The sequence below is a fragment of the Haematobacter massiliensis genome, from assembly GCF_000740795.1.
Classification (GTDB): Bacteria; Pseudomonadota; Alphaproteobacteria; order Rhodobacterales; family Rhodobacteraceae; genus Haematobacter; species Haematobacter massiliensis.
On record NZ_JGYG01000006.1, the window covers coordinates 180,325 to 204,110 of the forward strand.

Genomic DNA, 23,786 nt, shown 5'->3' on the forward strand with positions numbered 1-23,786 from the left:
CGGAGGTCGCCCATGCTGACCAAGGTCCATCGCAGGATCATCGTCAACCGGCTCCTGCAATCCATACCGGTGCTCATCCTCGCCACCTTCATGGTGTTCACGCTGATGAAGCTGCTGCCCGGCGACGTGGCCATCACGCTCGCCGGTGAGAACGCGACCCAGGAGCGGATCGAGGAAATCCGCGCGCTCTATGGGCTCGACCGGCCCTTCTTCGTCCAATACCTGTCCTGGCTCGGCCATGCGGTGACGGGGGATTTGTCGAACTCCCTCCTCTCGGGCGAGGCGGTGCTGGAAACGGTCAAACGCGTGTTCCCGAATACGCTGTTCATCGTTCTTTATGCCGTGGTGGTCTCCATCGTCGTCGGGGTGCCTCTTGGCATTCTCGCGGCAAGCCGCCCGCGCTCGCGGCTGGACGGCTTCGTGATGACGCTGTCCTCCATCGGGATCGCGCTGCCGAACTTCTGGATTGCGATGATCTTCGTCGCGACCTTCGCGCTGAACCGGATGTGGTTCCCGGCGACGGGCTTCGTCTCGCCGCTCGACAACATCTGGCAAGCGATCTGGTATTCGACGCTGCCCGCGCTGGCCCTCGCCTCCAGCGGGATCGCCGAAGTATCCCGTCAGCTTCGCAGCTCGCTGACTGAAATCCTGTCCTCGCAATATGTCCGCACGCTCCATGCCAAGGGGCTGTCGCCGGCGGTGATCCTGTGGAAACACGGGCTGCGCAACGTCAGCGTCAACCTGCTGACCGTGATCAGCCTGCTCATCAACCGCACGCTTGCGGCCACGGTGGTGGTTGAGGTGGTGTTTGCCATCCCCGGCATGGGTAATTCCATCGTCAACGCGGCGCTGCAGCGGGATTTCCCCGTGGTGCAGGGCATCGTGCTCGTGATGGTGGTGACGGTGATCCTCGTGAACCTCGTCACCGACATGCTCTACAGCGTTCTCGATCCGAGGATCAGCCAGAAATGACCGATATCTCCACCACTCCCATGCGGCAGGAAACCCGGTGGAAGCCGGTTTGGAACTGGCTGCGCCACGACACCCGGACGCTGTTGTCGGCAATCGCGCTTACCATCATCGTGGGTGCAGCGCTGCTCGCCCGCTGGATCGCGCCTTACGATCCGACAGCGCAGGACTACATGGCCATTCTGGAGCCGGCGAGCATGGCGCATCTGCTCGGCACCGACGACCTTGGCCGCGACATCTTCAGCAGGTTGGTCTATGGCGCCTCCGCCTCCATCTATGCGTCGTTCCTGGCCGTTGGGGTGGCCGCCGTCCTGGGGGTTCCGATCGGGCTGATCGCGGGCTATGCAGGCGGCTGGACGGATACAATCATCAGCCGGGTAATCGACACCTTCCTGTCCTTTCCCTCCATCGTGCTTGCCATTGCCGTGACGGGTGCGCTCGGAATCGGGCTGACCAATGCGATGATCTCCGTGGGCATCGTCTTTGCGCCACAGCTCGCGCGGCTCGTACGCGCACGGACGCTGGTGCTCCGGCAGGAGCTGTATGTTGACGCCGCGCGGTGCTTCGGGGCCTCCACACCGCGGATCCTGCTTCACCATATCCTGCCCAACGCGATCCAGCCGGTGATCGTGCAGATGACCATGCTGATGGCCGTGGCGCTTCTGGCGGAAGCGAGCCTGAGCTTCCTCGGCCTCGGCATGCAACCGCCGGATTCAAGCTGGGGCTCCATGCTGGCGCGGGCCTATCTCTACATGGAGATCGCACCTGCCCAGATGTATGCGCCCGGCATTGCGATCCTCGTGACCGCGCTCGCATTCAACGCTCTCGGTGAATCGCTGCGCGAAGCGCTGGACCCGACATCGCGCGAGCAGTGAGACGCGCGGGTGGCCCCAGGGCCTCCCGCATGAGTTGACGCACGCCCCCCGTGACGCGGGAGCAGCCGCCGTGCGCCCGAACAAGGGAAATGACATGCCAAGCACAACGATCGACGAAACCGCATATCTGGCCGATCTCGCCGCGCGCCGCGCGCAATCGTGGCCGAAGGACATACCCGCCGAAATCACCTATCCGCTGGGGGAACGCCCGCTTTCCGACTATCTGCGGCACTGGGGCGCTACCCAGGCGGCAGAGACCGCGCTCATCTACTACGGGACGGAGATCACCTGGGGCGAACTGGACCGGCTGAGCGAAGGATTTGCCAATCTTCTGCAGGGTCTTGGCATCGGCAAGGGCGACAGGGTGGCGGTATTCCTGCCCAACTGCCCCCAGTTCCACATCGCCTTCTTCGGCATTCTGAAGCTAGGCGCCGTGCATGTGCCGATCAGCCCGCTTTCCAAGGGCTATGAGCTTGCCTACCACCTGAACGACTCCGGCGCGGAAGTGATCGTCGCGCAGGATACGCTGCTGCCCATCGTCGATGAGGTGCGGGAAGAAACGCGGCTGCGCAAGGTGTTCGCCACCAGCCTTTCGGAACTGGTGCCGGAGGTGCCCGCCTTCAACGTTCCGGGCTTCGTCCGTCAGCCCTCCGCTTCGATGGCAGGAGCGGAGCCGTTCCTGCCGGCCGTCCGCAGCGCTCCGAAGGAGCAGGTTACGGGCGCGGATCTGGATGGCGTCGCCGCGCTCAACTACACGGGCGGCACGACGGGGATGCCCAAGGGCTGTGTCCACACGCAACGCGACATGCTCTATACCGGGGCTGCCAACTGGTCTGTTGCCATGGCGGGCGACCGGGAACTGACCTTCCTGAGTTATTTCCCCGAATTCTGGATCGCGGGCGAAAACGCCGCACTGGTGTTCCCGGTGGTCACGGGGCGACCTCTGGTGTTGTTGTCACGCTGGGATCCGTTGGGCGTGATGCAGGCGGTGGACCGCTACCGGGTGACCAGCATGGCGATGATGGTCGATGGCGCGGTGGAACTCATGGATCATCCGCGCTTTGGGGAGTTCGACCTGTCCTGCCTGAAACGGCTGCGTGTCACCTCCTTCGTCAAGAAGCTGAACGTGGATTACCGCCAACGCTGGCGTGAGCTGACCGGCACGACGCTGGCGGAATCGAGCTGGGGGATGACGGAGACCCATACCTCCAACACCTTCACCACGGGTATGCAGGAGGACGACTACGACCTCAAGGCGCAGCCGGTATTCGTCGGCCTGCCGATACCGGGGACGGAGTTCAAGATCTGCGATTTCGACACCGGCGCGATCCTGCCGCTGGATGCGGAGGGGGAGATCGTCGTCCGGGCGCCCTCGCTGCTCAAGGGCTACTGGAACAAGCCGGAGGAAAGCGCTGCCGCGTTGCGGGACGGCTGGCTGCACAGCGGCGATATCGGCGTGATCGACAGCGCAGGGTTCCTGCACTACCTCGGCCGCCGCAAGGAGATGCTGAAGGTCAAGGGCATGAGCATCTTCCCTGTGGAGATCGAGGGTCTTCTGGGCAAGCATCCCGCCGTCGTGGGCAGCGGCGTCATCGGGCGCGACGACGCGGAGAAGGGTCAGGTGCCCGTAGCCTTCGTCGAGCTGAAGGAAGAGCACCGGGGCCGCGTCTCCGCCGCGGATCTGACTGTCTGGCTTGGCGAACGGATCGCGGCCTACAAGGTTCCGGAGATCGTGGTCATCGCCGCTCTGCCGCTCACGCCGACGGGCAAGGTCCGCAAGACCGATCTGCCCCAGTTCCTGCCCATGCCCGAACCCGCGGGAACCTGATGGCGGTTCCGGCGATGCCGGTGCTCTCTCCGGGCGGGTGGTGGCGGCTAGGGCTGCCCTTGGGATGACCTGTCAAGCAGCCGCGACCCGACAAAGGCGTGTGCTGGTCTGGACAGGGCGTGCCAGTCTGCGGCGAGAGGTGAGCGCGCTCTGCCATGACCTGTCGTGGACAACGCCTGACCGGAGCCTCGGCCTGCGGAGGCCGCCCCACTGCGCCGCCGCCTCGCGCCGTTGCGCGGGACGCGGCGGCCCGAAGCCGGGTGCGGCCCCGGGTGCGGTCCTTGTCTCGGGCAATGGAAGCGGCGGCTTGCCGATATATCGACCAGACGGAAAACGGACGGATCTCTCCGTCCTGCGCCAATTCGCGGGGGCCGCGTCGCGCCCTCGCACCCCATTCCTGCCGGCGGACAAGTCCAGACCAGCCGCCGGGCACCCTTGCAAGGAGATGAGATGACCAACCTCTTTCCCACCCCGCTGACCGAAGCCGATGGCTGGCTGACAGGGCCGCTCCGCGCGCCTGTCCAGATGCTCTCCGCACAGAGCTATGACGGCCACGCCTCCATTCACGATGACAGTGCGGCGCAGATACTGGGCTTCAAGGGCGGCACGATCGAGGGGCCGACCCATTTCAGCCAGTTCGACCCGCTCGCCGTGCACCTGTTCGGGGAGAGCTGGCTGGAAACCGGCTGTATCTCTGCCCATTTCCGCAACCCCGCGTTCGAAGGCGACAGGCTCCGCGCGATGGCGCGGCGGATCGCCCCGAACAAGGCCGAGATCCGCATGGAGCGGGAGGACGGCACCGAGATTCTGCGTGGCAGCCTCTCCGTCGGCCCCAACCACCCGGCCTCCGCCCTGGAGGAGCGAATGGAGACACTGCCTCCGCTGGAGGGGGCGCGGATCCTCGCCGATGTGCGGGTGGGAATGCAGACGCCTCGCCGCCCGGTTTCCATGGCCTTCGATCAGAACATGGGCCATCTCTACCCGTTCAGTCTTGCCGAAAAGCTGTCCCGTATCACCGAACCGTCGCCTGCCTACCGGGGTGCTGTCGGGCGCTGGCGGGAGGCGGTGATCCCCTTCGAGATGTTGAGCGTGTTGTTCTGCTACACCAACAAGCAGGATCCCTTCCCGGTGCGCGGCCCCGCCATCGGCCTGTTCGCGGATCAGGAGATCCGGCTGCTGGAGGGCCCGATATTCGTCGGCGAGCCTCTGGAGATCGGGCGGGAGGTCGTCGCCCTTTCCGGCAGCCGCAGAACGGAAAGCATGTGGGTCCGCTCCTCCATCTACCGCCCTGGTATGACGGCCCCGATCGCGACGATGCTGCTGAACCTCGCAAGTCTGAAGGATTCCTACAAAGGCGATGCGGATAAGGTTGTAACGGCCTGACTTAGCGTCCGCGGGAGCTGCCATCACCCTCCCGCCACTTGGGAGGTCGCCACCGACCTCCTCGTCCGTACGTTCTGGGGCGAGGCAGACTGGGATAGGCGGGACGTTTGAACCAAGTCGGGAGACGCGCTCTAATATACACAGAGCCGAAGCGGAGACAGAGGCTGCACAGGCGCTCCTGCGCCAGCGCGCGGCGCAGGACGGGCCGAACCGGTTTTGCGCGCGGGCGGGGGCGTATGCCCCAGTGCGCGATGATCGGGGAGAGTGCGCTCAATGTTTGTGGGGATGCAGGTATCCGGCCGCAGCCCGAACAGCTATTTGCCCATGCTCTCCCGGCGCGGGGGATGCCTATCGTGATATTCGGCCCGAAGCACGATGAGATCCTCCGCCGTTACGAGCGTGACGGTCTTCGCGCTCGACAGGGTCTGGCTGCGCACGCTCGTGGCATTTATTGGCCGAGGGACTGGCCCGATAGCTGATGGACCAAAGCCCCGGTTCGCCAGCGCGCGAGAAGGCGCATCCCGTTGGCTTCGGGTCGACCTGCGCGCGAAGGGGTATGCGAGCGGGTAGGTCAGATCGCCTCGTGCATGGAGACGGTATGGTCCTTTCCGGCCCTGACATACCGCATCCCTTGTCCCGTCGCCGCCCGTCCCGATCTGGAGGAACCCTCCACGCCCCTGCGGTTCGACAGCCTGCGGAACACTGCGGGAATTTTCGCGGCGCGCGGGCTGGACGGCGCGCCGGATTCAGGCTCATCTGACACCGGTTACGACCCCTGATACGCGCGTGAACAGCGAAGGCATCGCATCGACATGGAACTTACCGAACTATCCGCCACCCGCCTGTCGGCGCTGATCCATGCGCGATCCGTCGCACCCTCCGAGGTGATGGCCGCCTATCTGGAGCGTCTGGAGAGCGTGAACGGCGCTGTGAACGCCATTGTCTCCCCCCGGGAGCCGGATGTTCTGATGGCCGAAGCGCGGGCGCTGGATGATACGCCGCCGCAGGGCTGGCTTCATGGTATTCCTTTTGCCATCAAGGATTTGGCGCTTACGGCGGGGATCCGCACTACCTGGGGCTCACCGCTCCATGCCAAGCATGTGCCGCTGAAAGACGGGTTGCTTGCCCAGCGGATCCGGGCGGCGGGCGCGATCCTCACCGGCAAGACCAATGTGCCCGAATGGGGGCAGGGCAGCCATACGTTCAACCCGGTCCATGGCACGACGCTGAACCCCTATGACCTGACGCGGAGCGCGGGGGGTTCCTCTGGCGGTGCGGCGGCGGCGCTGGCGGCGCGCATGGTCTGGGCGGCGGACGGATCGGACATGATGGGATCGCTGCGCAACCCTGCCGCCTTCTGCAACGTCTATGGATTCCGCCCGACATGGGGATTGGTGACCGATGAGGCGGAGGGGGACGGCTTCCTTTCCACGCTCGCCACCAACGGGCCGATGGCGCGCGATGTGGAGGATCTGGCCCGCCTGCTGACAGTGATCGCGGGCGAGAATCCGGAGAAGCCCTTCCCGCGCGCGAATGCCGATTGGGCAGCCATGCTGGAAGGGGGTATCTCTGGGCTTCGCATCGGCTGGCTGGGCGACTGGGGCGGCGCCTATGCGATGGAGCCGGGTATCCTGCCGCTGTGCGAGGCGGCATTGCGGCAGATGGAGGCGATGGGCGCCCATGTGGAGCCGCTTCCCCCGCCGTTCCCGGCAGAGAAACTGTGGGATTCGTGGATCACTCTTCGGGCCATGCTCTCGGCCGGAAGCAAGGCCGCACTTGCCAACGATCCGGAAAAACGCCGCCTGACCAAGCCGGAAACCATCTGGGAGGTGGAGAGGGGCGCTGGTCTCTCTGCGGTGGCGGCCTATGAGGCCAGTCTGATCCGTAGCCGCTGGTATGCCCATGCGGCGCGGCTGTTCGAACGGTTCGACCTGCTGGTGCTGCCATCCGCGCAGGTCTGGCCCTTTCCGGCAGAGTGGCGCTGGCCGGAGACGGTGGCCGGGCGCGCGATGGATACTTATCACCGCTGGATGGAAGTGGTCATCCCGGCGAGCCTGGCGAGCCTCCCCGCCCTGTCCGTGCCGGTCGGTTTCAGCGACGGGGGGCTGCCGATGGGGATGCAGCTCATCGGACGGGCGGGAGCGGATGGCGCGGTTTTGAGCGCGGGCCATGCGTGGCATCTGGCGACCGGCTGGCCGCAGGCCCGGCCGCCCGGCATCACCGCTGCGCCCGAATCCGCCGGGGTTCCCGCCACATGATACCGGGGCCGGTCGGCGGTGGCGGCTTCATCCCGACAGGCGCTATCCCGGCAGGGGCTCGGGGCACTCCAGCGGGATGCGGTCTGGAAACGCCATTTGGGAGCATACAGAAGCGGCCCTTCCCAAGTCGCGACGTGAGGCCACCCGCGCGGCGCGGCATTCATCGGAGATCGGCGTCGGCTTGCGGCAGGAACAATCGCCATGCGGAACGGTGACGTTTCCTTCTGGTTCGCGGATATGGGGGGCCTGCCTGCGCCCCGCCCGCCACTTGACGGCGACAGGCAGGTGGATGTCTGCATCATCGGCGCAGGCTTCACCGGTCTCTGGACAGCCTATTATCTGAAAGTGGCGGAGCCAGCACTCTCCATCGCCGTGGTGGAGAAGGATTTCGCGGGGTTCGGCGCCTCCGGACGGAACGGCGGCTGGTGCTCGGGGGAGTTCGGCTGGTCCCGCGAACGCTACCGGGACCGCGCAGGGGTCATCGCGATGGAGAGCCAGCTTCGCGCGACAGTGGAGGAAGTGATCCGCGTCGCGGAGGCGGAGGGGATCGCCGCGGACATCCGCAGGACGGAACTGCTGACCTTCGCCTGCAACCCGGCCCAGCTTTCCCGTCTCCACAGCGCACTGGCGGAGGCGCGGGCATGGCAAGTCCCAAGAGAGCGCTTCGCCCTTATCGATGCCGGAGCCGCCCGGGCACGTATCCGCATCGCCGGAGCGGAAGGCGCGCTCGTGACCCGCGGGGTCGCCCGCGTGCAGCCGGCAAAGCTCGTGCGCGGCCTCGCGGCGGCGGTGGAGCGGAGGGGCGTCGTCATCCACGAACAGACTGCCGTGACCGCCATCGCGCCGGGATGTGTGACCACGGATCGCGGCCGGATCACCGCTGGCCGGATCGTCATTGCGACGGAGGGTTTCACCGCGCGCCTGCCGGGGCGGCGGCGCGATCTTTTGCCGCTCAACAGCGCGCTGGTGGTGACCGAACCGCTCTCCAACGCTTTGTGGGAGGAGATCGGCTGGCGGCAGCACGAGCTCCTGGCCGACAATGCGCATGCCTATTGCTATGCGCAGCGGACGGCAGGGAACCGCATCGCCATGGGCGGGCGAGGGGTGCCCTACCGCTTCGGCTCGGCGCTGGACCATCGCGGAAAGACGCAGGCCGCGACCATCGCCGATCTGCGCGCCATCCTGCACCGTCTGCTGCCGCAGACGAAGGGCCTGCGGCTCGACCATGCGTGGTGCGGTGTGCTGGGCGTCCCCCGCGACTGGTGCGCCGCCGTCGCCTTCGATCCGCAGAGCGGCATAGGGCGGGCAGGCGGCTACGTGGGGCTTGGCGTTTCCACGACCAATCTCGCGGGGCGGACACTGGCGGAGCTGTTGCTTGACAGGCGCACGGAACGGACGGGGCTGCCTTGGGTTGACCATGACACGCGCCTGTGGGAGCCGGAGCCGCTCCGCTGGCTGGGCGTCATGGGAATGTATCGGCTCTATCGCCGGGCCGACCGGAGGGAAGCGAGGGCAGGGATCACCCGGACATCCCGCCTTGCCGCGTTGGCGGACCGGCTCACGGGACATTGACGGGGGCGCCGGATGACGATGGAGAGCCTGATAGCCGATTACGGTCTTCCCGCGCTCTTTGCCGGATCAGCGCTGGAGGGCGAGGCGGTGACCATGATCGGCGGGGCTGCGGTACACCGCGGCCTGCTGGCCTTCTGGCCAGCCGTTGCTGCGGCCGCGCTGGGATCCTTTGTCGCCGATCAGGCCCTGTTTCTGGCGGGGCGCTATCTGCGGGAGAAGCCCTTCGTACAGAAACTCATCAGCAGCGCCGGGTTTCAGCAAGCGAATGCGATATTCGACCGCCATCCAGCCGCTTTCGTGTTCGGCTTCCGCTTCATCTACGGGATGCGGACGATCAGCCCGATCGCGATCGGCGCAACCGACTATCCCGCGCTCCATTTCCTGGTACTCAACGGCCTTGCCGCGGTGGTCTGGGGTTGCCTGTTCGTGACGCTGGGATACTGGTTCGGCTCAGGAATAGAGGCAGCGTTCGGCAGGCTCCATGTCGTGAAGCATCTGGTGCTGGTGCTGCTCGTGGCAGGCGGCGCAGCCTTCCTGCTTCACCGTTTCATCAAACGGAAGGCGCGCTCCCGCTCGCCCTGACGGGAACCGCCGGGGCATCCGGTGCAGAAGGGTTTCGCGGCGGAGCCGCCTCCGCGATGACCACGGTCTGGGAGGGTGCGAGATCATCCTCAACATGCATGTCAGCCTCCTTCCGCCAGCCCCCGTGGAAGTAGAGCGCCGCCGCCATCAGCATGGTGGAAAGCATCGCCGCCGGAAAGCTCAGCCACAGCGCATCGGACCCGAACCACTCCTGCAGGCCAAGCGCCACGCCGATCCGCACCGGGTACATCGACACGAACAGGATGATGAGCGGCCAGACGACCTGCCCGTTTGCGCGAACCGTGCCGAACAGCACCATGGAGACGCCAAAGGCGATGAACCCCCAAGTGGCGAGGGCGCCAATATGCTGCCCGATCGGAATGGCCGGGCTGTCCGGCCCGAGGAACAGGCCAAGTGCCTGTTCATCCACCAGCGCCAGTACCGCCACCAGCCCGCCCGTCAGCACGATGTTGAACCACACCCCCGCCCGCGTCACGCGCGAGACACGGTCCCACCGGCCCGCGCCGATATTCTGCGCCGCCATGGCGCTTACTGCCGCGCCAAGTGCCATGGCGGGCATCTGCACATAGGTCCAGAGTTGCTGGGTGGCACCGAAGGCGGCCGTCGTATCCACGCCCAGCCTGTTCACCAGCGTCATCATCGTCAGCATGGAGCTGGACACGACAATCATCTGGATTCCGATGGGCAACCCCTTGCGGAGCATGATCTTCAGCACCGCAGGCGCGGGAAGGAGATACCCCAGTTCAGCCCCGCGGAGCCGGAGCGGCAGATCACGTGCATAGATATAGGCCAGCATGGACAGCAGGCTGATGTAGTTCGCGAGCGCCGTCGCCATGGCCGACCCGCCGATTCCCATGGCCGGCGCAGGGCCGAGGCCCAGGATGAACACCGGGTTCAGCACCACATCCAGCACCACCGACAGCGCCATGAAGACGAGCGGCGTGATCGCATCGCCGCTGCCCCGAAGCGCCATCATCAGCATGGTCTGCATCAGGATCGCCGGCATGGCGAAAAACGTCACGCGCAGATAGTCGCGGGCGAGCAGCGTGATCTGGGCCTGTGTGCCGAGCACTTCGAGCAGCCGGGGAGCAAAGAACCAGCCGGCGATGGAAACCAGCACCGCCAGCGGCACGAAGGTGCCGAGCGCTGTCCCGACCACGCGTCGCGCCCCGTCAAGCTCTCCACGGCCGATGGACTGGCCCACAAGGATCGTGGCGGCCATGCCGAAACCGAAGACAAAGGCCGTCAGCATGAACATGATGAGATTGCCATTCGTCGTTGCGGCCAGCGCATCCTCTCCCAGGAGCCGCCCGACCCACACCGCATCAATGGAGCCATTCGCGGACTGCAGGATCGAGGAGCCCAGCGTGGGGAGCGCGAAAAGCAGGAGCGTCGTCCCTATGGGGCCTGTCACCAGCAGGCTGGCCGCTCCCTTGTCGTCCCGTCCCGCCATGCCACTCTCCCCGCTGACGAGACGGATATAGCATGGAAAATGGCAGGGTCGCGGGGGATTGCATGGTGCGACCGGACACCTTCGCGGCCTGACTTCCGATATCGTTGACCGCTTTTATCGCGTGAGGACGCCAGCTCATGGCCGGGAGGGTTGGATGGTCTTCCGGCGGTCTATGGCTCGGCGGGTTCCTCCAGACCCTTGACATCAGCGCATCCCGCCGGAGGGGAGGCGGCTCAGGGTCGCGCCCCTGCCTGCCATGGGCTTCATCGGTCAGGCCGCGTGGCGCAACACCCGCTTGCGCCACTGCGATCGTCCCAACGTGGGCGGCTGCATCGTGGCGAAACAAGAGAGATTTCCCTCTCAAGGCGTCAAATGCTGGCGGGGATCGGTCGTGGCAGCCCCGCGTCAGAACCGTGACATGGCGGCGGACGCGGAAATCAGCCTTTGCGCGAGGATGGAGGCGCTTTCCGCCTAAATGCCCGCGTCTGGGCCTGCAAGATGATCGAGGTGGCCCGGTTCGCCCCGTGCTCCGGTTTTCTTTACAGGAAACAGTATGTTGTTGGTCTGGCGAGGATCGACGGGCGGGATGCTTTTATCATCAACAGCGGGACCAATCGTGCGAACGAGGGGAACGCGGCCGCCGTCGCCCTGAACATCTGCGCCACGATCCTCACCATGCGGGCTGAGAACAGCGCGATCGCAAGGGGGCGATCGTCGACAGGTGTTGCCATGTCTGATCTGCGTTTCAAAACCGCTGGACAGGTTCATCAAACCGCCGTCGATGGAACAGGATCCGAAAGGCATCTGCGCCACGCGCTGCCCAAGTTCATCGGGGCGCGGACGATGGATGCTCTTGGACGATGCCGCTTTCCGCCTCTCCGGTAGGTCGATTGGTCAAGCGCGTCGGCTTTTCCCATGAAGGATCATGAAGGATGGGGTCGGCCTATACTCTCCGGCCCGTAATGCATCCACCCTGATGGCGAGATCGGCGCGGATGCTCGACGTGGCTGGACATGCGACCGGGGCGGGCAACGGCCATACCGTCGCCCCGCTGCTCCAAGGCGGTCAGGGGAAGAGGCCGCGAGTCTGTTTCGCGCGCCGCACGGTATCCACGCCGATGGCCAGCGCCGCGTTGCGGTGCGACAGGTTCCGGGCCTTGGCGCGCGACATCACCTGCGAGAACGAGCGGTCGAGCGCGGCATAGAGCCGCTCCATCACCTCGGCCTCGTCCCAGAAATAGCGTTGCAGGTCCTGCACCCATTCGAAGTAGGAGACGATGACACCGCCCGAGTTGCACAGGATGTCCGGGATCACGAAGATCTCGTCGCGGCGCTCATCGAGGATCGCGTCGGCCTCGGGCGTCACCGGGCCGTTCGCGCCCTCGGCGATGATCCGGCAACGCAGCGCGCCGGCATTCGCCCCGGTGATGACCTGCTCCATGGCGCAGGGCGCCAGCACGTCGCATTTTTGCAGGAGCAGTTGATCCGGGTCGAAGGCGAGCTCGGTGGAGAAGCCTTCCAGCGTCCCCTTCGCGGCGACATGGCGGCGGAGCGCGGCGATGTCGAGACCCTTCGGGTCATAGTAAGCGCCGGTATGATCGCTGACGCCGAGGATGGTCACGCCCCGCTCCGCCAGCGTATAGGCGGCGTAGGAGCCGACATTGCCGAAGCCCTGGACGATCGCGGTGGCCTTGGCCGGATCGATCCCTACCATCTCCATCGCGCGGAAGGTGCAATGGGCGACGCCGCGCCCGGTGGCCTCCCGCCGGCCGACGGTGCCGCCGCACCAGACCGGCTTGCCGGTGACGATCTCATTGACCGTCTGGCCCTGATACATGGAATAGGTGTCCATGAACCAGGCCATCACCTGTTCATTGGTGCCCATGTCGGGCGCCATGACGTCGGTGTGCGGGCTGACGAAGGGGATGAGTTCCTGCATGTAGCGCCGCGACAGCGCCTCCAGTTCGCGGGGCGAGAGCGCGCGCGGATCGACGGTGATCCCGCCCTTGGCGCCGCCATAGGGCAGCCCGGCGAGCGCGCATTTCCAGCTCATCCAGACCGCGAGCGCCGCGACCTCGCCCACGTCGACGGAGGGCGCGAAGCGGGTGCCGCCCTTGGTCGGGCCGAGGGTCAGGTGGTGCTGGACGCGGTAGCCCTGGAAGACGGCCTCCGTGCCGTCATCGCGGTGGATCGGGCAGGAGACCGCCACGAGGCGCTTCGGCATCAGCAGCCGGTCGCGCTCGCAATGAGGGATCTCCAGATGGTCGGCGACGGCGGAGAACTGGGTCTTCGCCATGTCGAAGACGGGGCCGGAATACATGTTGCCTCCTGAGGGGCTGTTGCGCGGGGCAGGATGGGGTCGGCAAGACCGATCCGGTCGCGCGCCGGGGCATCGGCGCGCGGGAGCGGGGACGGCGGAGCGGTCGGGGACGCCGCCCCGAAGCGGTCAGTGGCGCAGGTCGGAGAGGAATTTCTGCGCGCGGGGATGCTGGGGATTGGTGAAGAAGGTCTCGGGGTCCGCATCCTCCAGAATGACGCCCTTGTCCATGAACCAGACCCGGTCGGCGACCTCGCGCGCAAAGCCCATCTCATGGGTCACGCACATCATCGTCATGCCGGTATGGGCGAGCGACTTCATCACTTGGAGCACCTCGCCCACCATCTCCGGGTCGAGCGCCGAGGTCGGCTCGTCGAAGAGGATGACCGGTGGATCCATGGCCAGCGCCCGGGCGATCGCCACGCGCTGCGCCTGTCCGCCCGAAAGCTGGCCCGGAAAGGCGCCGGCCTTGTGGCCGAGGCCCACGCGTTCCAGGAGCTTGTGCGCCTTCTCCTCCGCCTCCGCCTTTGCCAGACCGCGGATCTTGCGCGGCGCCAGCATCACGTTGTCGAGCACCGACATATGCGGGAAGAGGTTGAAGGACTGGAACACGAAGCCGATGTTGGAGCGCAGCTTGTTTATGTTCGCGCCCTTGGCGTTTACATCCGCGCCGCTCACGGTGATCCGCCCGCCCTGGATCGGCTCCAGCCGGTTGACCGTGCGGATGAGCGTGGTCTTGCCGGAGCCGGAGGGGCCGCAGAGCACGACGACCTCCCCCTGTTTCACATTGGCATTGACCTGGGTCAGGCACTGATAGTCGCCGTACCATTTGTCGACGTTCTCGAAGGCGATCATGGCGTGGGCTCCGTCTTGAGCAAATCGGGGGCGAGGATTTCGGTTGTGTCGGCGCGGGTGCCGGAACGCCCGGCGCGGCGGCGGGCGATGCGGCCCTCAAGCGCGCGGGCGGCCGAGGTGAGGGTGAAGCAGAGCAGAAAGTAGGTGATGGCAAGGATCGAGAAAACCTCGATCGGCCGGGTCAGCAATTCGTTGTTCACCTGCACGGCGGCGAAGGTGAATTCGTTCACCGAGATGACATAGCCGAGCGAGGTCTCCTTGATCAGCGAGACGAACTGGCTGAGCAGGCTCGGCAGGGAATTGTAGAGCGCCTGCGGCAGGATGATGGTGAACATCGTGCGGAAATAGCCGAAGCCGAGCGAACGGGCGGCCTCTGTCTGGCCCTTGGGCAGCGCCTGAATGCCGGAGCGGATGACCTCGGCGAGATAGGCGCTCTCATAGAGGACCAGCGCGCCGATCAGCGTCCAGAAGCCGGAGATCGGGATGCCGATGAGGAGCGGCAGCGCGAAATAGCTCCAGAAGATCACCATCAGGAAGGGCGTGCCCCGCACGATGTTAATGAGCGCGGTGGCGATGAGAGCGACCGGCCGGAAGGGGCTGACCCGGGCGATGGCCAGCGCCAGCGCACAGGGAAAGGCCAGGATCAGGCCGATGACGGCGAGGAGCAGCGTGGCGGCGAGGCCGCCGAGGGGCCCGTTCGGGTATTGGCCGATCAGGAGCAGAAGCCAGTTGTCGTGGATGATGTCGAGCATCTGGTCCTCCTATCGGGCGGCAAGGGAGACACGGCGCTCATAAAGCGTGCCGGCCGCCATGATGACGAAGGAAAAGAAGAGATAGATCGCCGTTGCGATGGCGAAGACCTCGAAGGTGCGGAAGGTGTCGCTCTCGATCTGCCGGGACTGATAGGTGAGCTCGTGCACGCCGATCGCCATGGCGATGGAGGTATTCTTGAAGAGTAGGAGCGAGTAGTTGACCAGCGGCGGCACGGCGACGCGCAGCGCCTGCGGCACGACAACATAGCGCATGGTGGAAAGGTAGCCGAAGCCGAAGACCCGTCCCGCCTCATACTGGGTGCGGGGCACGGCGCGCAGGCCGCTGCGGATCGCCTCGGACATATAGGCGGCGAAGCAGAAGCCGAGCGAGAAGAGCGCGAGGATGAATTCGCTGCTGTGCTCGTTCAGCCACATCCGCGCGCCTTCGGGCAGCAGTTCGGGCACGGCGAAATACCAGAACAACATCTGCACCAGCAGCGGGATATTCTGATGAACCTCCACATAGGCGGCGACCAGCAGTTCCGCAGGCTTCCAGCCGGTAGCGCGGATCACCGACAGCACCAGCGCGAGGCCGAAGGCAAGCGCCCAGGCGCCTGCCGCAAGTTGAAGGGTGACGAGGAGGCCGCTCAGCAGCCAGTCGAGATATTCGCCCGTGAGGACGGAGGCGAAGTCGAGATTGCCCATTGGCCGGCCTCCCCGGTTCGGGCCGTCCCCGCGGGCCGCAGGGACGGCGGTTCGAGGGGAGGGATCAGACGCCGGGCTTCAGCACGGGTTCGGAGGCGGGCACGTCGAGGGTGAAGGCGCGCTTCATCTTGTACGTGGTGGCCTCGCCCAGCCATTTGTCGAAGATCGCCTTGCCTTCGCCGGAGGTTTCCAGCCGGGTGAGCGTGGCGTTCACCGCCGCCTTGAAGGCTGGCTCATCCTTGCGCAGGCCGAGGCCCCAGTATTCCTCCGCCACCGGCTGCGCGATCAGGGTGAGGCCGCCCGCCTGGTTCATGAACTTCACCAGCGCGATTTCGGACAGGATCATGCCCGCGACCTTGGATTGCTGGAGCGCGAGGAAGGCCGCCGGCGGATCCTGGAAGGTGAGGACATTGGCCTTCGGCAGCACGGCGCGCAGGTATTTCTCCGAGGTGGAGCCCTTCGGCGCGCTGATCTTCTTGGTGGCGAGGTCGTCGAGCTGCGAAATGCCGCTGTCAGCTTTCACGAGGATTTTCTGAAGGCTGACATAGGAGGTGTTGGAATAGTCGATCTGCTTGGCCCGGTCGGCGGTATAGCCGAGTGCTGCGGAAACGATGTCGACCCGGCCCTGTGTCAGTTCGGGGATGCGCGCTTCGACGGCAATCGGCTTCACCTCAAGCGTGACGCCGAGATCGGTGGCGACCGCCCGGCAGAGGTCGACATCATAACCCACGGTCGCGCGCGTGGCGGGATCCTGGAAGCTGAAAGGTTCCAGCGTGCCGAGCACGCCGCAGACAAGCTTGCCCGCCGCCTTGATGTCGGCGAGCTGGTCGGCCACGGCGGCGGAGGTGAGCGCAGTGGTGGCGGTGAGCGCGAGGCCGGCGGCGAGCGCGAGGGAATTGAAGATGGACATGATGGTTCTCCTGTTGGGTTCTTTTTGAGGTTTGTTATTTCGCGTAGGCGCCGGTGTAGGTGCCTGCGCGGATGCTGGTCAGAATGGCGGCTTCCTTCGCCTCCTGGGCACGTACGGCGTCTAGAAGCGCTGCCGCGCCCTCGACCGGGAAGGCGACGACGCCATCGGCATCGCCGATCACGATGTCGCCGGGATGGACCACCTGGCCGCCGACGGCGACCGGCACATTGATCGCGCCGGGGCCGTTCTTGTAGGGGCCGCGATGGATGGCGGCCCGGGCGAAGACCGGGAAGGAGCCCGCGCCGATCACCGCCGTGTCGCGGATCGCCCCATCAAGCACGAAGCCCGCCGCGCCGCGCACCTCCGCCAGCGTCGCCATGATCTCGCCGATCAGCGCGCGGGCGGTGTCGCCGCCGCCGTCCACCACGATCACGTCGCCGGGCTGAACCAGATCGAGCGCCTTGTGGATGAAGTAGTTGTCACCCACCGCCGTGCGCACGGTCAGCGCCCGCCCGGCCATCACGCCCTCCAGGCGGTGAAAGGGGCGCAGCCCGACAAAACCGGGCAGCCGGGAGAGGTTGTCGCTGATCGTCGCCGTGGCGGTGGCGCGGAAGGCCGCGAGCAGCGCGTCCGGTGCGGTGGCGGTGTCAAGGGCGGTCGTCATGAGGCTTCTCCCGGTTGCGCTGTGGATGGCCGACTGTAGTCATTGCGTTACATGCAAAACAGCGATTTTATTTTGTGATTTATCATTCTTTTTTGGAATGTTGATCACGGGTCGATTGAGACCGGCCTGTTGCCGGTGGAAGGCCCTGCATCAGAGCAGAGCCTCAGGCCAAGGGCTTAGGCTGGGAGCCTCAGACCGTGGCCTCCTGCCCGACCAGCGCGCGGCAGGCGTCCACGATGGCCTTCGCGCCCGCCTCGACCTCCGCCATGGAGGTGCCGAAGGAGAGTCGCAGATAGGGCGAGAGCCCATAGGCCGTGCCGTCCAGCACCGCGACATTGGCCGCCTCCAACAGGTAGAAGGCCACGTCCACATCCGTCTCCAGCCGCTTGCCCGCCGGCGTCACGCAGCCGATCAGCCCGGCCACCGAGGGGTAGAGGTAGAAGGCCCCGTCCGGCGCCGTCACGCGGAGGCCCGGGGCCTGCGACAGGATCTCCACCATCCGGTCGCGGCGGGTGCGGAAGATCGCCGTCGCCTCGCGCACGCAGGACTGGTCGCCGGAGAGCGCCACCGCGGCGGCGGCCTGGCTGATGGAGCTGGCGCAGGTGGTGCTCTGGCTGATGAGCTTCGTCATCGCCGCGATCAGGTCCTTCGGCCCGACCGCATAGCCGACGCGCCAGCCGGTCATCGCATAGGCCTTGGAGACGCCGTTGATCATCAGCATCCGGTCGGCCAGATCGGGGGCAACGGCCATCGGCGTCACGGCTTCATTGCCGTCGTACGCAATATGCTCGTAGATCTCATCGGTCATCACCCAGACCTGGGGGTGGTCGCGCAGCACGTCGCAGAGCGCGGCGATCTCGTCGCGCGAATACATTGCGCCGGTCGGGTTGTTGGGCGAATTCAGCACCAGCCAGCGGGTGCGAGGCGTGATCGCCGCCTTGAGCGCCGCGGGCGTCAGCTTGAAGCCGTCCACCTCCGGGCAGGGGACGATGACCGGCCTGCCGCCCTGCACCGCCACCATGTCGGGGTAGGAGACCCAGTAGGGCGCGGGCACGATGACCTCGACGCCTTCCTCCACCGTCGCCGCAAAAGCCTCGAAGATCAGCTGTTTGGCACCGGAGCCGACCGTGATGTTCTCAGGCCGCACCGTCACGCCGCTGTCGCGTTTCAGCTTCGCGATGATCGCCGTGCGCAGCGCCGGGGTGCCGGGGGTGGAGGTGTAATGCGTGTCGCCCTCCTTCATCGCCGCGATGGCGGCGTCGACGATATGCGCGGGCGTGTCCAGATCGGGCTCGCCGATGGTCAGGTCGATGACCCGACGCCCGGCCGCGTTCAGGTCCGCAACCATCTGTTTCGCCGCGAGGCTGGCCGAAGGTTTCAGCCGCGCGACACGCTCGGCAAGGATGACAGTCATGGGATGGATCTCCGCGAGTTTTCAGGATGCTGGCTTCGCGGGCAGGTTATGCCTGGATTATAATCCATAAAAGCGATATAAATTTATCTGAAGATATTCCTATGGAGAATGTTCATGGTCACGCTGCGGCAGTTGGAAGCCCTGCTCTGGGTCGTGCAGCTCGGCACATTCGAGCGCGCGGCGATGCGGCTCAACACTACCCAGTCGGCGATCTCCAAGCGCATCCAGGAGCTGGAGCTGTCCACCGGCCTTGCGATCTTCGACCGTTCGCAGCGTGGCGCGCGGCTGACCGAGCAGGGGGAGCGGCTCCTTGACCTCGCGCGGGAGATGCTGGCGCTGCAGGACGGGATCATGGCGCTGAAGGCCGGCGGCGGACAGGCAGTGCGGCGCCTGCGTCTGGGCGTCACGGACCTTACCGCGTTGACCTGGCTGCCGCGGCTGGTGACGCTGTTGCGCCAGGTGCATCCGCTGGTGACGATCGAGCCGGAGGTGGACATGAGCCGATCGCTCTATGAGCGGCTGATGGAGGGGTCGGTCGACCTCATCGTCATCCCGGAGGTGATGAGCGACCCGGATGTCGCGGTGGTCCGCCTGACCGAGGTCGCAAATGTCTGGATGGCGCGGCCGGGCCTGATCCCGCCCGGCCGCACCTTGACGCTGGCAGAACTCGCGGAGCATCCGATCCTGACCCAGGGCGGCCGCTCCGGCTCGGGCCTCTTCTTCAACAAATGGCTGAAGACCGAGGGGATTGTGCTGCAAAAGACGCTGACCAGCGACAGCCTGACCGCGGTGGTGGGGCTGACCGTCGCCGGCCTCGGAGTCGCCTATCTGCCGCGCCAGTGCTTCCGCCCGCTCGTGGAGGAGGGCAAGCTAGTGGTCGTGCCGGTCACGCCGGAACTGCCCCCGGTGCCCTATGTGGCGATGTACCGCCAGGACCTGCCCTCCGCCTTCGTTTCCTCAGTGGCGGAACTTGCGCGGGATGTCTGCGACTTCTCACGGCAGTTGCAGGCTTAGGTGGAGAGGCGCCGGGTCTTTCCTTCGCTATCTGCGATGCGCTCGCCTCGACAAGCTGGGAACGGGTTAGGTGACAGCCGTTCCCGTATCTCAGCACGAATATTGCAGGCGGCACGCTACCGAGAGCAAGGAGTCCGCAGCCTTCGACGATGCAGGAGGACGTGCCGGGTCCGCCTTGGCCCCAGCTAAGGCAAACCTCGACCCGGTTCCGGAGATCATTGCTTCAACGCCCTGCGCCGCTGAAGCCGCAGACGTCTCATGCGTGAGCAACCTGTGATCGCCCGTAAGTTCACGAACTTCCGCGCCATGACAGGGGTCGGGCGTAGCAGCCCTGCGCGCGCCGCCGCGGCGATCTCCGTCGCGTCCATGGCGGCATCCCCGCCAGAGTGCGATCATGCGACGTTCATTGTGGGAGGAGGGCAATATCCGATCCTCATTCCGCCTGTTCTCTCGCTTTCCAACACAGCGTCAGAAATACGAGTACCGCTCTGGAATAGTACACTCTCCCCATCGGCCTGAATTCATATGTAATAAACATTATGTAATATGTTGATGTCGCCACATCAGCGAAGCAAGTTCGCCGCGCAACGGGAATGGACTTCATCCGCCGATGCGCCAGTTAAGCGCCGAAACACGGATAAGGCATATGATTGACTGGCGTTTGTTCTTTGCGCGGCTGGCGCGGCGTATCTGGTTTCGAGCGGCGACGTTCAGCATTCTGGCGGTCCTGCTGGCTATCGCCGCGAAATACCTCGGACCATTTCTGCCGGATGAACTGAACGCAGACCTCGGTCAGGATTCCGTGGGCAACATCCTGCAAATCCTCGCGTCCTCCATGCTTGCGGTCACGACATTCTCGCTGACCGCCGTTGTATCCGCCTATTCATCCGCGACCAATCTTGCCACGCCACGCTCCACCCAGCTGCTGATCGAGGATCAGACCGCGCAGAATGCGCTGTCCACATTTCTCGGCACCTTTCTGTTTTCCCTCGTCGGGATCATCGCGCTCTCGACGGGGTTCTACGACGAAAAGGGCCGGATCATCCTGTTCATCGGCACGATCGGCGTTGTCATCCTGATCGCCGTGACCCTGCTCGGCTGGATTGCCCATATCACCAGCTTCGGACGGATGTCCGACGTGATCGACCGGGTGGAAACAGCCGCCACGCGTGTTGCGCGTCAGCATGCGTTCAATCCCTGCCTTGGCGGGGTGCCAGCAGTTCCCATACCCGAAATGGCGAGACCGATCTTCATCGACCAGACAGGCTCCATCGTCCGCGTCAACACGGCATGGTTGATCGAACTCGCCGAGAAACATGATCTGAAATTGCATCTGCCGGTCATTGCGGGCACCTATATCCATCCCCGCCGTCCGGTGCTTTTCGCAGAGGGCAAGCTGGATGACGCTGTGCTCAGGAACCTCCGGCAGTCCTTTACAGTGGAGCGCCATCGGAGTTTCGGCGATGATCCGCGCCTCGGCTTCATCGCCTTGTCGGAGATCGCGAGCCGGGCGCTTTCCTCCGCCGTCAACGATCCGGGCACTGTGATCGAAACCATCAACGCCATTCAGCGCGTATTCGTCGTCCTGCTTCAGACCGAACGGACGGAGGAGAAGGGTTCGGAGCGGCTGCATGTCGCCTGCCCCTGGGTCAAGGATTTTGTCGAAGACGCCTTCCGGCCGATCCTTCGCGATGCGGCCGAGCTGGAGGTCTCCGTCCGGCTGCAGAAAGCGCTGGCCGCTCTGGCCGCGCTCAGCGATGTGGACGATGCCGCCGTCTTTCGCCGTGCGGCGGACGAGGCCGCGATCCGGGCGCGAGACGGTCTGCATTATCCCGCCGACCTGATGGCTTTCGAGGCCGGTCGCCGGGAGGCCTGGGAACTCCCGATAGAACATGGCGGCGTGGCAAAAAGGTGAAAATGGGCGTGGCCTCGTCTGACACCGGCGAGGCATTCCATTGACCGCGTGTCGACGGGCCCGGTCATCCGGTCTTCCCGCGGTTGCACCCCGATGCAACGTTATGCGGAACCCTGTTCAACCCCGGCGGTGAGCTTCTGCATATCCTCGAACAGCGCCGTCCAATCCTTGGCACTGAACTTGACAAGGCCAAGTGTCTTGAGCAGGAAAGCCCCCTCTCCCGCAAGGAAGGCGACTGCGGTCCGGCGATCCTCAGGCCGAGAAAGATCAAGCCCCGCCAGACGGCTTGCATACCAATCGCGGGTCGACGCCACCTGATCGGGCCGCTCGAGCAGCGCCGTCATCATCGCGGCGGAACGGGAATGATCGGCGATTTCATCCGTCTCCGTCACGCGGAGATGGGCGCGGATCAAGGCTTCAGGCGCAGGATCCGGCCCCGCAAGTGCCTTGACCTCACCTTCGAACCCGTCCGACCAGCGGGAGATCATCGCGCGGATCAGGTTTTCCTTGGTACCGAAACAGTATTGCAACCCGCCCTTGGTGATTCCAGCAGCTTTCGCCAGCGCATCGAAGGTCAGGCCGGAGGCGCCTTGCGCCATCACGATGTCCTCCGCCGCGTCCAGAACCTTGTCCCGGTCTATCGTTCGTGGTCGTCCGGCCATTTCACCTCTTCCATTTCAATACATACGTATTTATTTAATTGAAACGCCGCCCACAAGGGTTGCGACGCCCTGATCTTGCCGACCTCAGAAGGACTCTATCTCATGTTGCCCCGCAACCGCTGGCTGGTGCTCGCGCTGCTTTCCAGCGCGCTTTTTCTCATCTCCGTGGACATGACAGTGCTCTACACGGCCCTGCCCCGCCTTACCCATGATCTGGGCGCCACGGCTACGGAGAAGCTCTGGATCGTCAACGCCTATCCGCTGGTCGTCGCCGGACTGCTGCCCGGACTGGGAACTCTGGGGGATCGGTTGACGCACAAACGGATGTTCCTATGGGGATTGGCGGTCTTCGGGCTGGCCTCGCTCTGGGCCGCGTTCTCACCCACACCGGGGTTGTTGATCGGCGCAAGGGTCGGGCTGGCGGTCGGCGCGGCGCTGATGATGCCCGCCACGCTGTCACTGATCCGGCTCACCTTTACCGACGAAAAGGAACGCGCTTTCGCCATCGGCGTCTGGGCCGCAGTGGCCTCCGGCGGTGCGGCGCTCGGGCCAGTCCTGGGCGGGCTCTTGCTGGAGCATTTCTGGTGGGGGTCGGTCTTTCTGCTGAACGTTCCGGTGGTGGCGGTCGCACTTCTGGCAGGCCCGCTGCTTCTGCCCCGGCGGCCTGGAAACAGCGCGCGGCGCTGGGACATGGCCGGGTCGGCGCAAGTCATGGTGGGCATCGTCGCGGTCGTTTACGGTATCAAGGAAATCGCACGGGCCGATGGCTCCCTGCTCATCGCCGGCGTGACGCTGGCTTGCGGAGGGCTGGTTCTTACCCACTTTGTCCGCCGGCAGCTTGCCTCGCCCGAGCCGCTCATAGACTTTCGCCTGATGACCGGCCGTCGTTTCTCCGCCGGCGTGATCTCGGCCCTGGTCGCCTCCGCCGTGCTGGTCGGCATCGAGCTGGTCTATAGTCAGCATCTTCAGCTTGTCCGGGGTTTCACTCCGCTGCAGGCGGGGTTGATGATCCTGCCGATCCCGCTTGCCTCCTTTGCTGCGGGGCCCTTGGCTGGACTTGCCCTCCCGCGCATGGGCGGGGAGCGGGTGCTCTGGCTCTCCCTGCTGCTTTCGGCGCTTGGGCTGGGGTTGTTCGTGATAGGCCATGACTGGCTCTGGATAGGGGCACTGGCGGTGCTGGGATTTGGTCTCGGGGCGACGATGACGGCTGCCTCCAGCATCATCATGCTCTCCGCGCCGGAAGATCGCGCTGGCATGGCGGCCTCCATCGAGGAAGTGTCGTTCGAGCTGGGCAGCGCGCTTGGCGTGGCGGTGTTGGGCGGGTTGATGGCGGCCATCTACACCCGGATGATGACAGTTCCGGCAGGCGTCCCGCAGATCGCACGTGATGGCATCGACGAGGCGCTGATCCTTGCCGAAAATCTGGAGCCGGAGATGGCGTCACGAGTGGTTTTGCTGGCGCAGACGGCCTTCGACAGGGCGTTTGACGGTGTGGTCGTGGTCGCGGCCGTACTGATGGCCGTCGTGGCGTTGCTGCTCCGCTGGCGGGTGCGCAATGTCTGAGGGATAGGGCGTCCGGACCGCCGACAAAGGCCATGACCCGCAAGATGTCCGAGACATACGGCGCCGGTGGAGGAA

21 protein-coding genes are annotated in these 23,786 nt (G+C 65.3%); 12 read left to right on the forward strand and 9 right to left on the reverse strand.

The window, feature by feature from the left end; genetic code table 11:
- Positions 1 to 12 precede the first annotated feature (12 nt).
- From CN97_RS10505 to CN97_RS10540, 8 genes are all read left to right on the forward strand, one after another.
- A complete protein-coding gene (locus CN97_RS10505; RefSeq protein ID WP_035710839.1) occupies positions 13 to 972 on the forward strand; it encodes an ABC transporter permease in 960 nt (319 codons plus the stop codon).
- Entirely contained in the window at positions 969 to 1,844 is an 876-nt protein-coding gene (locus CN97_RS10510) for an ABC transporter permease (protein ID WP_035710840.1), read from the forward strand. Before CN97_RS10505 ends, CN97_RS10510 begins: the two co-directional genes overlap by 4 nt.
- Before the next feature lie 94 nt (positions 1,845 to 1,938).
- The gene (locus CN97_RS10515; protein ID WP_035710842.1) at positions 1,939 to 3,672 is read left to right on the forward strand and encodes an AMP-binding protein; all 1,734 of its coding nucleotides are present in this window, start codon (positions 1,939 to 1,941) and stop codon (positions 3,670 to 3,672) included.
- Between the two features lie 450 nt (positions 3,673 to 4,122).
- On the forward strand, positions 4,123 to 5,055 hold the full coding sequence (locus CN97_RS10520; protein ID WP_035710844.1) for a hypothetical protein: 933 nt from the start codon (positions 4,123 to 4,125) through the stop codon (positions 5,053 to 5,055).
- Positions 5,056 to 5,642: 587 nt separating this feature from the next.
- Positions 5,643 to 5,834 (forward strand): hypothetical protein, encoded by a 192-nt coding sequence (locus CN97_RS10525; protein ID WP_035710846.1) that lies wholly within the window; start codon positions 5,643 to 5,645, stop codon positions 5,832 to 5,834.
- A gap of 33 nt (positions 5,835 to 5,867) precedes the next feature.
- Entirely contained in the window at positions 5,868 to 7,313 is a 1,446-nt protein-coding gene (locus tag CN97_RS10530) for an amidase (RefSeq protein WP_035710848.1), read from the forward strand.
- Between the two features lie 201 nt (positions 7,314 to 7,514).
- Positions 7,515 to 8,885: an NAD(P)/FAD-dependent oxidoreductase gene (locus tag CN97_RS10535; RefSeq protein WP_035710850.1), complete on the forward strand. Its 1,371-nt coding sequence runs from the start codon at positions 7,515 to 7,517 to the stop codon at positions 8,883 to 8,885.
- A gap of 12 nt (positions 8,886 to 8,897) precedes the next feature.
- Positions 8,898 to 9,467 carry a DedA family protein gene (locus CN97_RS10540; RefSeq protein WP_035710851.1) on the forward strand — a complete coding sequence of 190 codons (570 nt, stop codon included), beginning with the start codon at positions 8,898 to 8,900 and terminating at the stop codon, positions 9,465 to 9,467.
- Here CN97_RS10540 and CN97_RS10545 read toward each other — a convergent pair.
- The gene (locus CN97_RS10545; protein WP_035710853.1) at positions 9,436 to 10,941 is read right to left on the reverse strand and encodes an MATE family efflux transporter; all 1,506 of its coding nucleotides are present in this window, start codon (positions 10,939 to 10,941) and stop codon (positions 9,436 to 9,438) included. The two genes, CN97_RS10540 and CN97_RS10545, sit on opposite strands and share 32 nt — an antisense overlap.
- A gap of 498 nt (positions 10,942 to 11,439) precedes the next feature.
- Here CN97_RS10545 and CN97_RS10555 point away from each other — a divergent pair, with 498 nt between their 5' ends.
- Positions 11,440 to 11,826: a hypothetical protein gene (locus tag CN97_RS10555; RefSeq protein ID WP_131389767.1), complete on the forward strand. Its 387-nt coding sequence runs from the start codon at positions 11,440 to 11,442 to the stop codon at positions 11,824 to 11,826.
- A 180-nt stretch (positions 11,827 to 12,006) separates the two neighbouring features.
- Here the strand turns inward: CN97_RS10555 and CN97_RS10560 are convergent, their stop codons facing one another.
- From CN97_RS10560 to CN97_RS10590, 7 genes are all read right to left on the reverse strand, one after another.
- The gene (locus tag CN97_RS10560; RefSeq protein WP_035710869.1) at positions 12,007 to 13,260 is read right to left on the reverse strand and encodes a Glu/Leu/Phe/Val family dehydrogenase; all 1,254 of its coding nucleotides are present in this window, start codon (positions 13,258 to 13,260) and stop codon (positions 12,007 to 12,009) included.
- 126 nt (positions 13,261 to 13,386) lie between these two features.
- Entirely contained in the window at positions 13,387 to 14,112 is a 726-nt protein-coding gene (locus tag CN97_RS10565; RefSeq protein ID WP_035710870.1) for an amino acid ABC transporter ATP-binding protein, read from the reverse strand.
- Complete coding sequence (locus tag CN97_RS10570; protein ID WP_035710873.1) at positions 14,109 to 14,864, reverse strand: amino acid ABC transporter permease; 756 nt, start codon at positions 14,862 to 14,864, stop codon at positions 14,109 to 14,111. The genes CN97_RS10565 and CN97_RS10570 overlap by 4 nt, the downstream gene beginning before the upstream one ends.
- A gap of 9 nt (positions 14,865 to 14,873) precedes the next feature.
- Entirely contained in the window at positions 14,874 to 15,569 is a 696-nt protein-coding gene (locus CN97_RS10575) for an amino acid ABC transporter permease (RefSeq protein WP_035710875.1), read from the reverse strand.
- Positions 15,570 to 15,633: 64 nt separating this feature from the next.
- Positions 15,634 to 16,479 carry an ABC transporter substrate-binding protein gene (locus CN97_RS10580; RefSeq protein WP_035710878.1) on the reverse strand — a complete coding sequence of 282 codons (846 nt, stop codon included), beginning with the start codon at positions 16,477 to 16,479 and terminating at the stop codon, positions 15,634 to 15,636.
- Between the two features lie 34 nt (positions 16,480 to 16,513).
- Positions 16,514 to 17,143, reverse strand: a complete 630-nt coding sequence (locus CN97_RS10585; protein WP_035710879.1) for an RraA family protein — start codon at positions 17,141 to 17,143, stop codon at positions 16,514 to 16,516.
- 190 nt (positions 17,144 to 17,333) lie between these two features.
- A complete protein-coding gene (locus CN97_RS10590) occupies positions 17,334 to 18,557 on the reverse strand; it encodes an aminotransferase class I/II-fold pyridoxal phosphate-dependent enzyme (RefSeq protein ID WP_035710882.1) in 1,224 nt (407 codons plus the stop codon).
- 114 nt (positions 18,558 to 18,671) lie between these two features.
- Between CN97_RS10590 and CN97_RS10595 the strand changes: the two genes are divergently transcribed.
- Positions 18,672 to 19,571, forward strand: coding sequence for a LysR family transcriptional regulator (locus CN97_RS10595; protein WP_035710884.1), 900 nt, complete (start codon positions 18,672 to 18,674; stop codon positions 19,569 to 19,571).
- A gap of 646 nt (positions 19,572 to 20,217) precedes the next feature.
- Positions 20,218 to 21,486: a DUF2254 domain-containing protein gene (locus CN97_RS10600; RefSeq protein ID WP_051911142.1), complete on the forward strand. Its 1,269-nt coding sequence runs from the start codon at positions 20,218 to 20,220 to the stop codon at positions 21,484 to 21,486.
- 101 nt (positions 21,487 to 21,587) lie between these two features.
- On the opposite strand, the gene CN97_RS10605 is transcribed toward CN97_RS10600, so the two are convergent.
- Positions 21,588 to 22,148, reverse strand: coding sequence for a TetR/AcrR family transcriptional regulator (locus CN97_RS10605; RefSeq protein ID WP_035710887.1), 561 nt, complete (start codon positions 22,146 to 22,148; stop codon positions 21,588 to 21,590).
- Positions 22,149 to 22,250: 102 nt separating this feature from the next.
- Between CN97_RS10605 and CN97_RS10610 the strand changes: the two genes are divergently transcribed.
- Positions 22,251 to 23,711, forward strand: coding sequence for an MFS transporter (locus CN97_RS10610; RefSeq protein WP_035710888.1), 1,461 nt, complete (start codon positions 22,251 to 22,253; stop codon positions 23,709 to 23,711).
- The last annotated feature ends 75 nt before the right edge of the window (positions 23,712 to 23,786 follow it).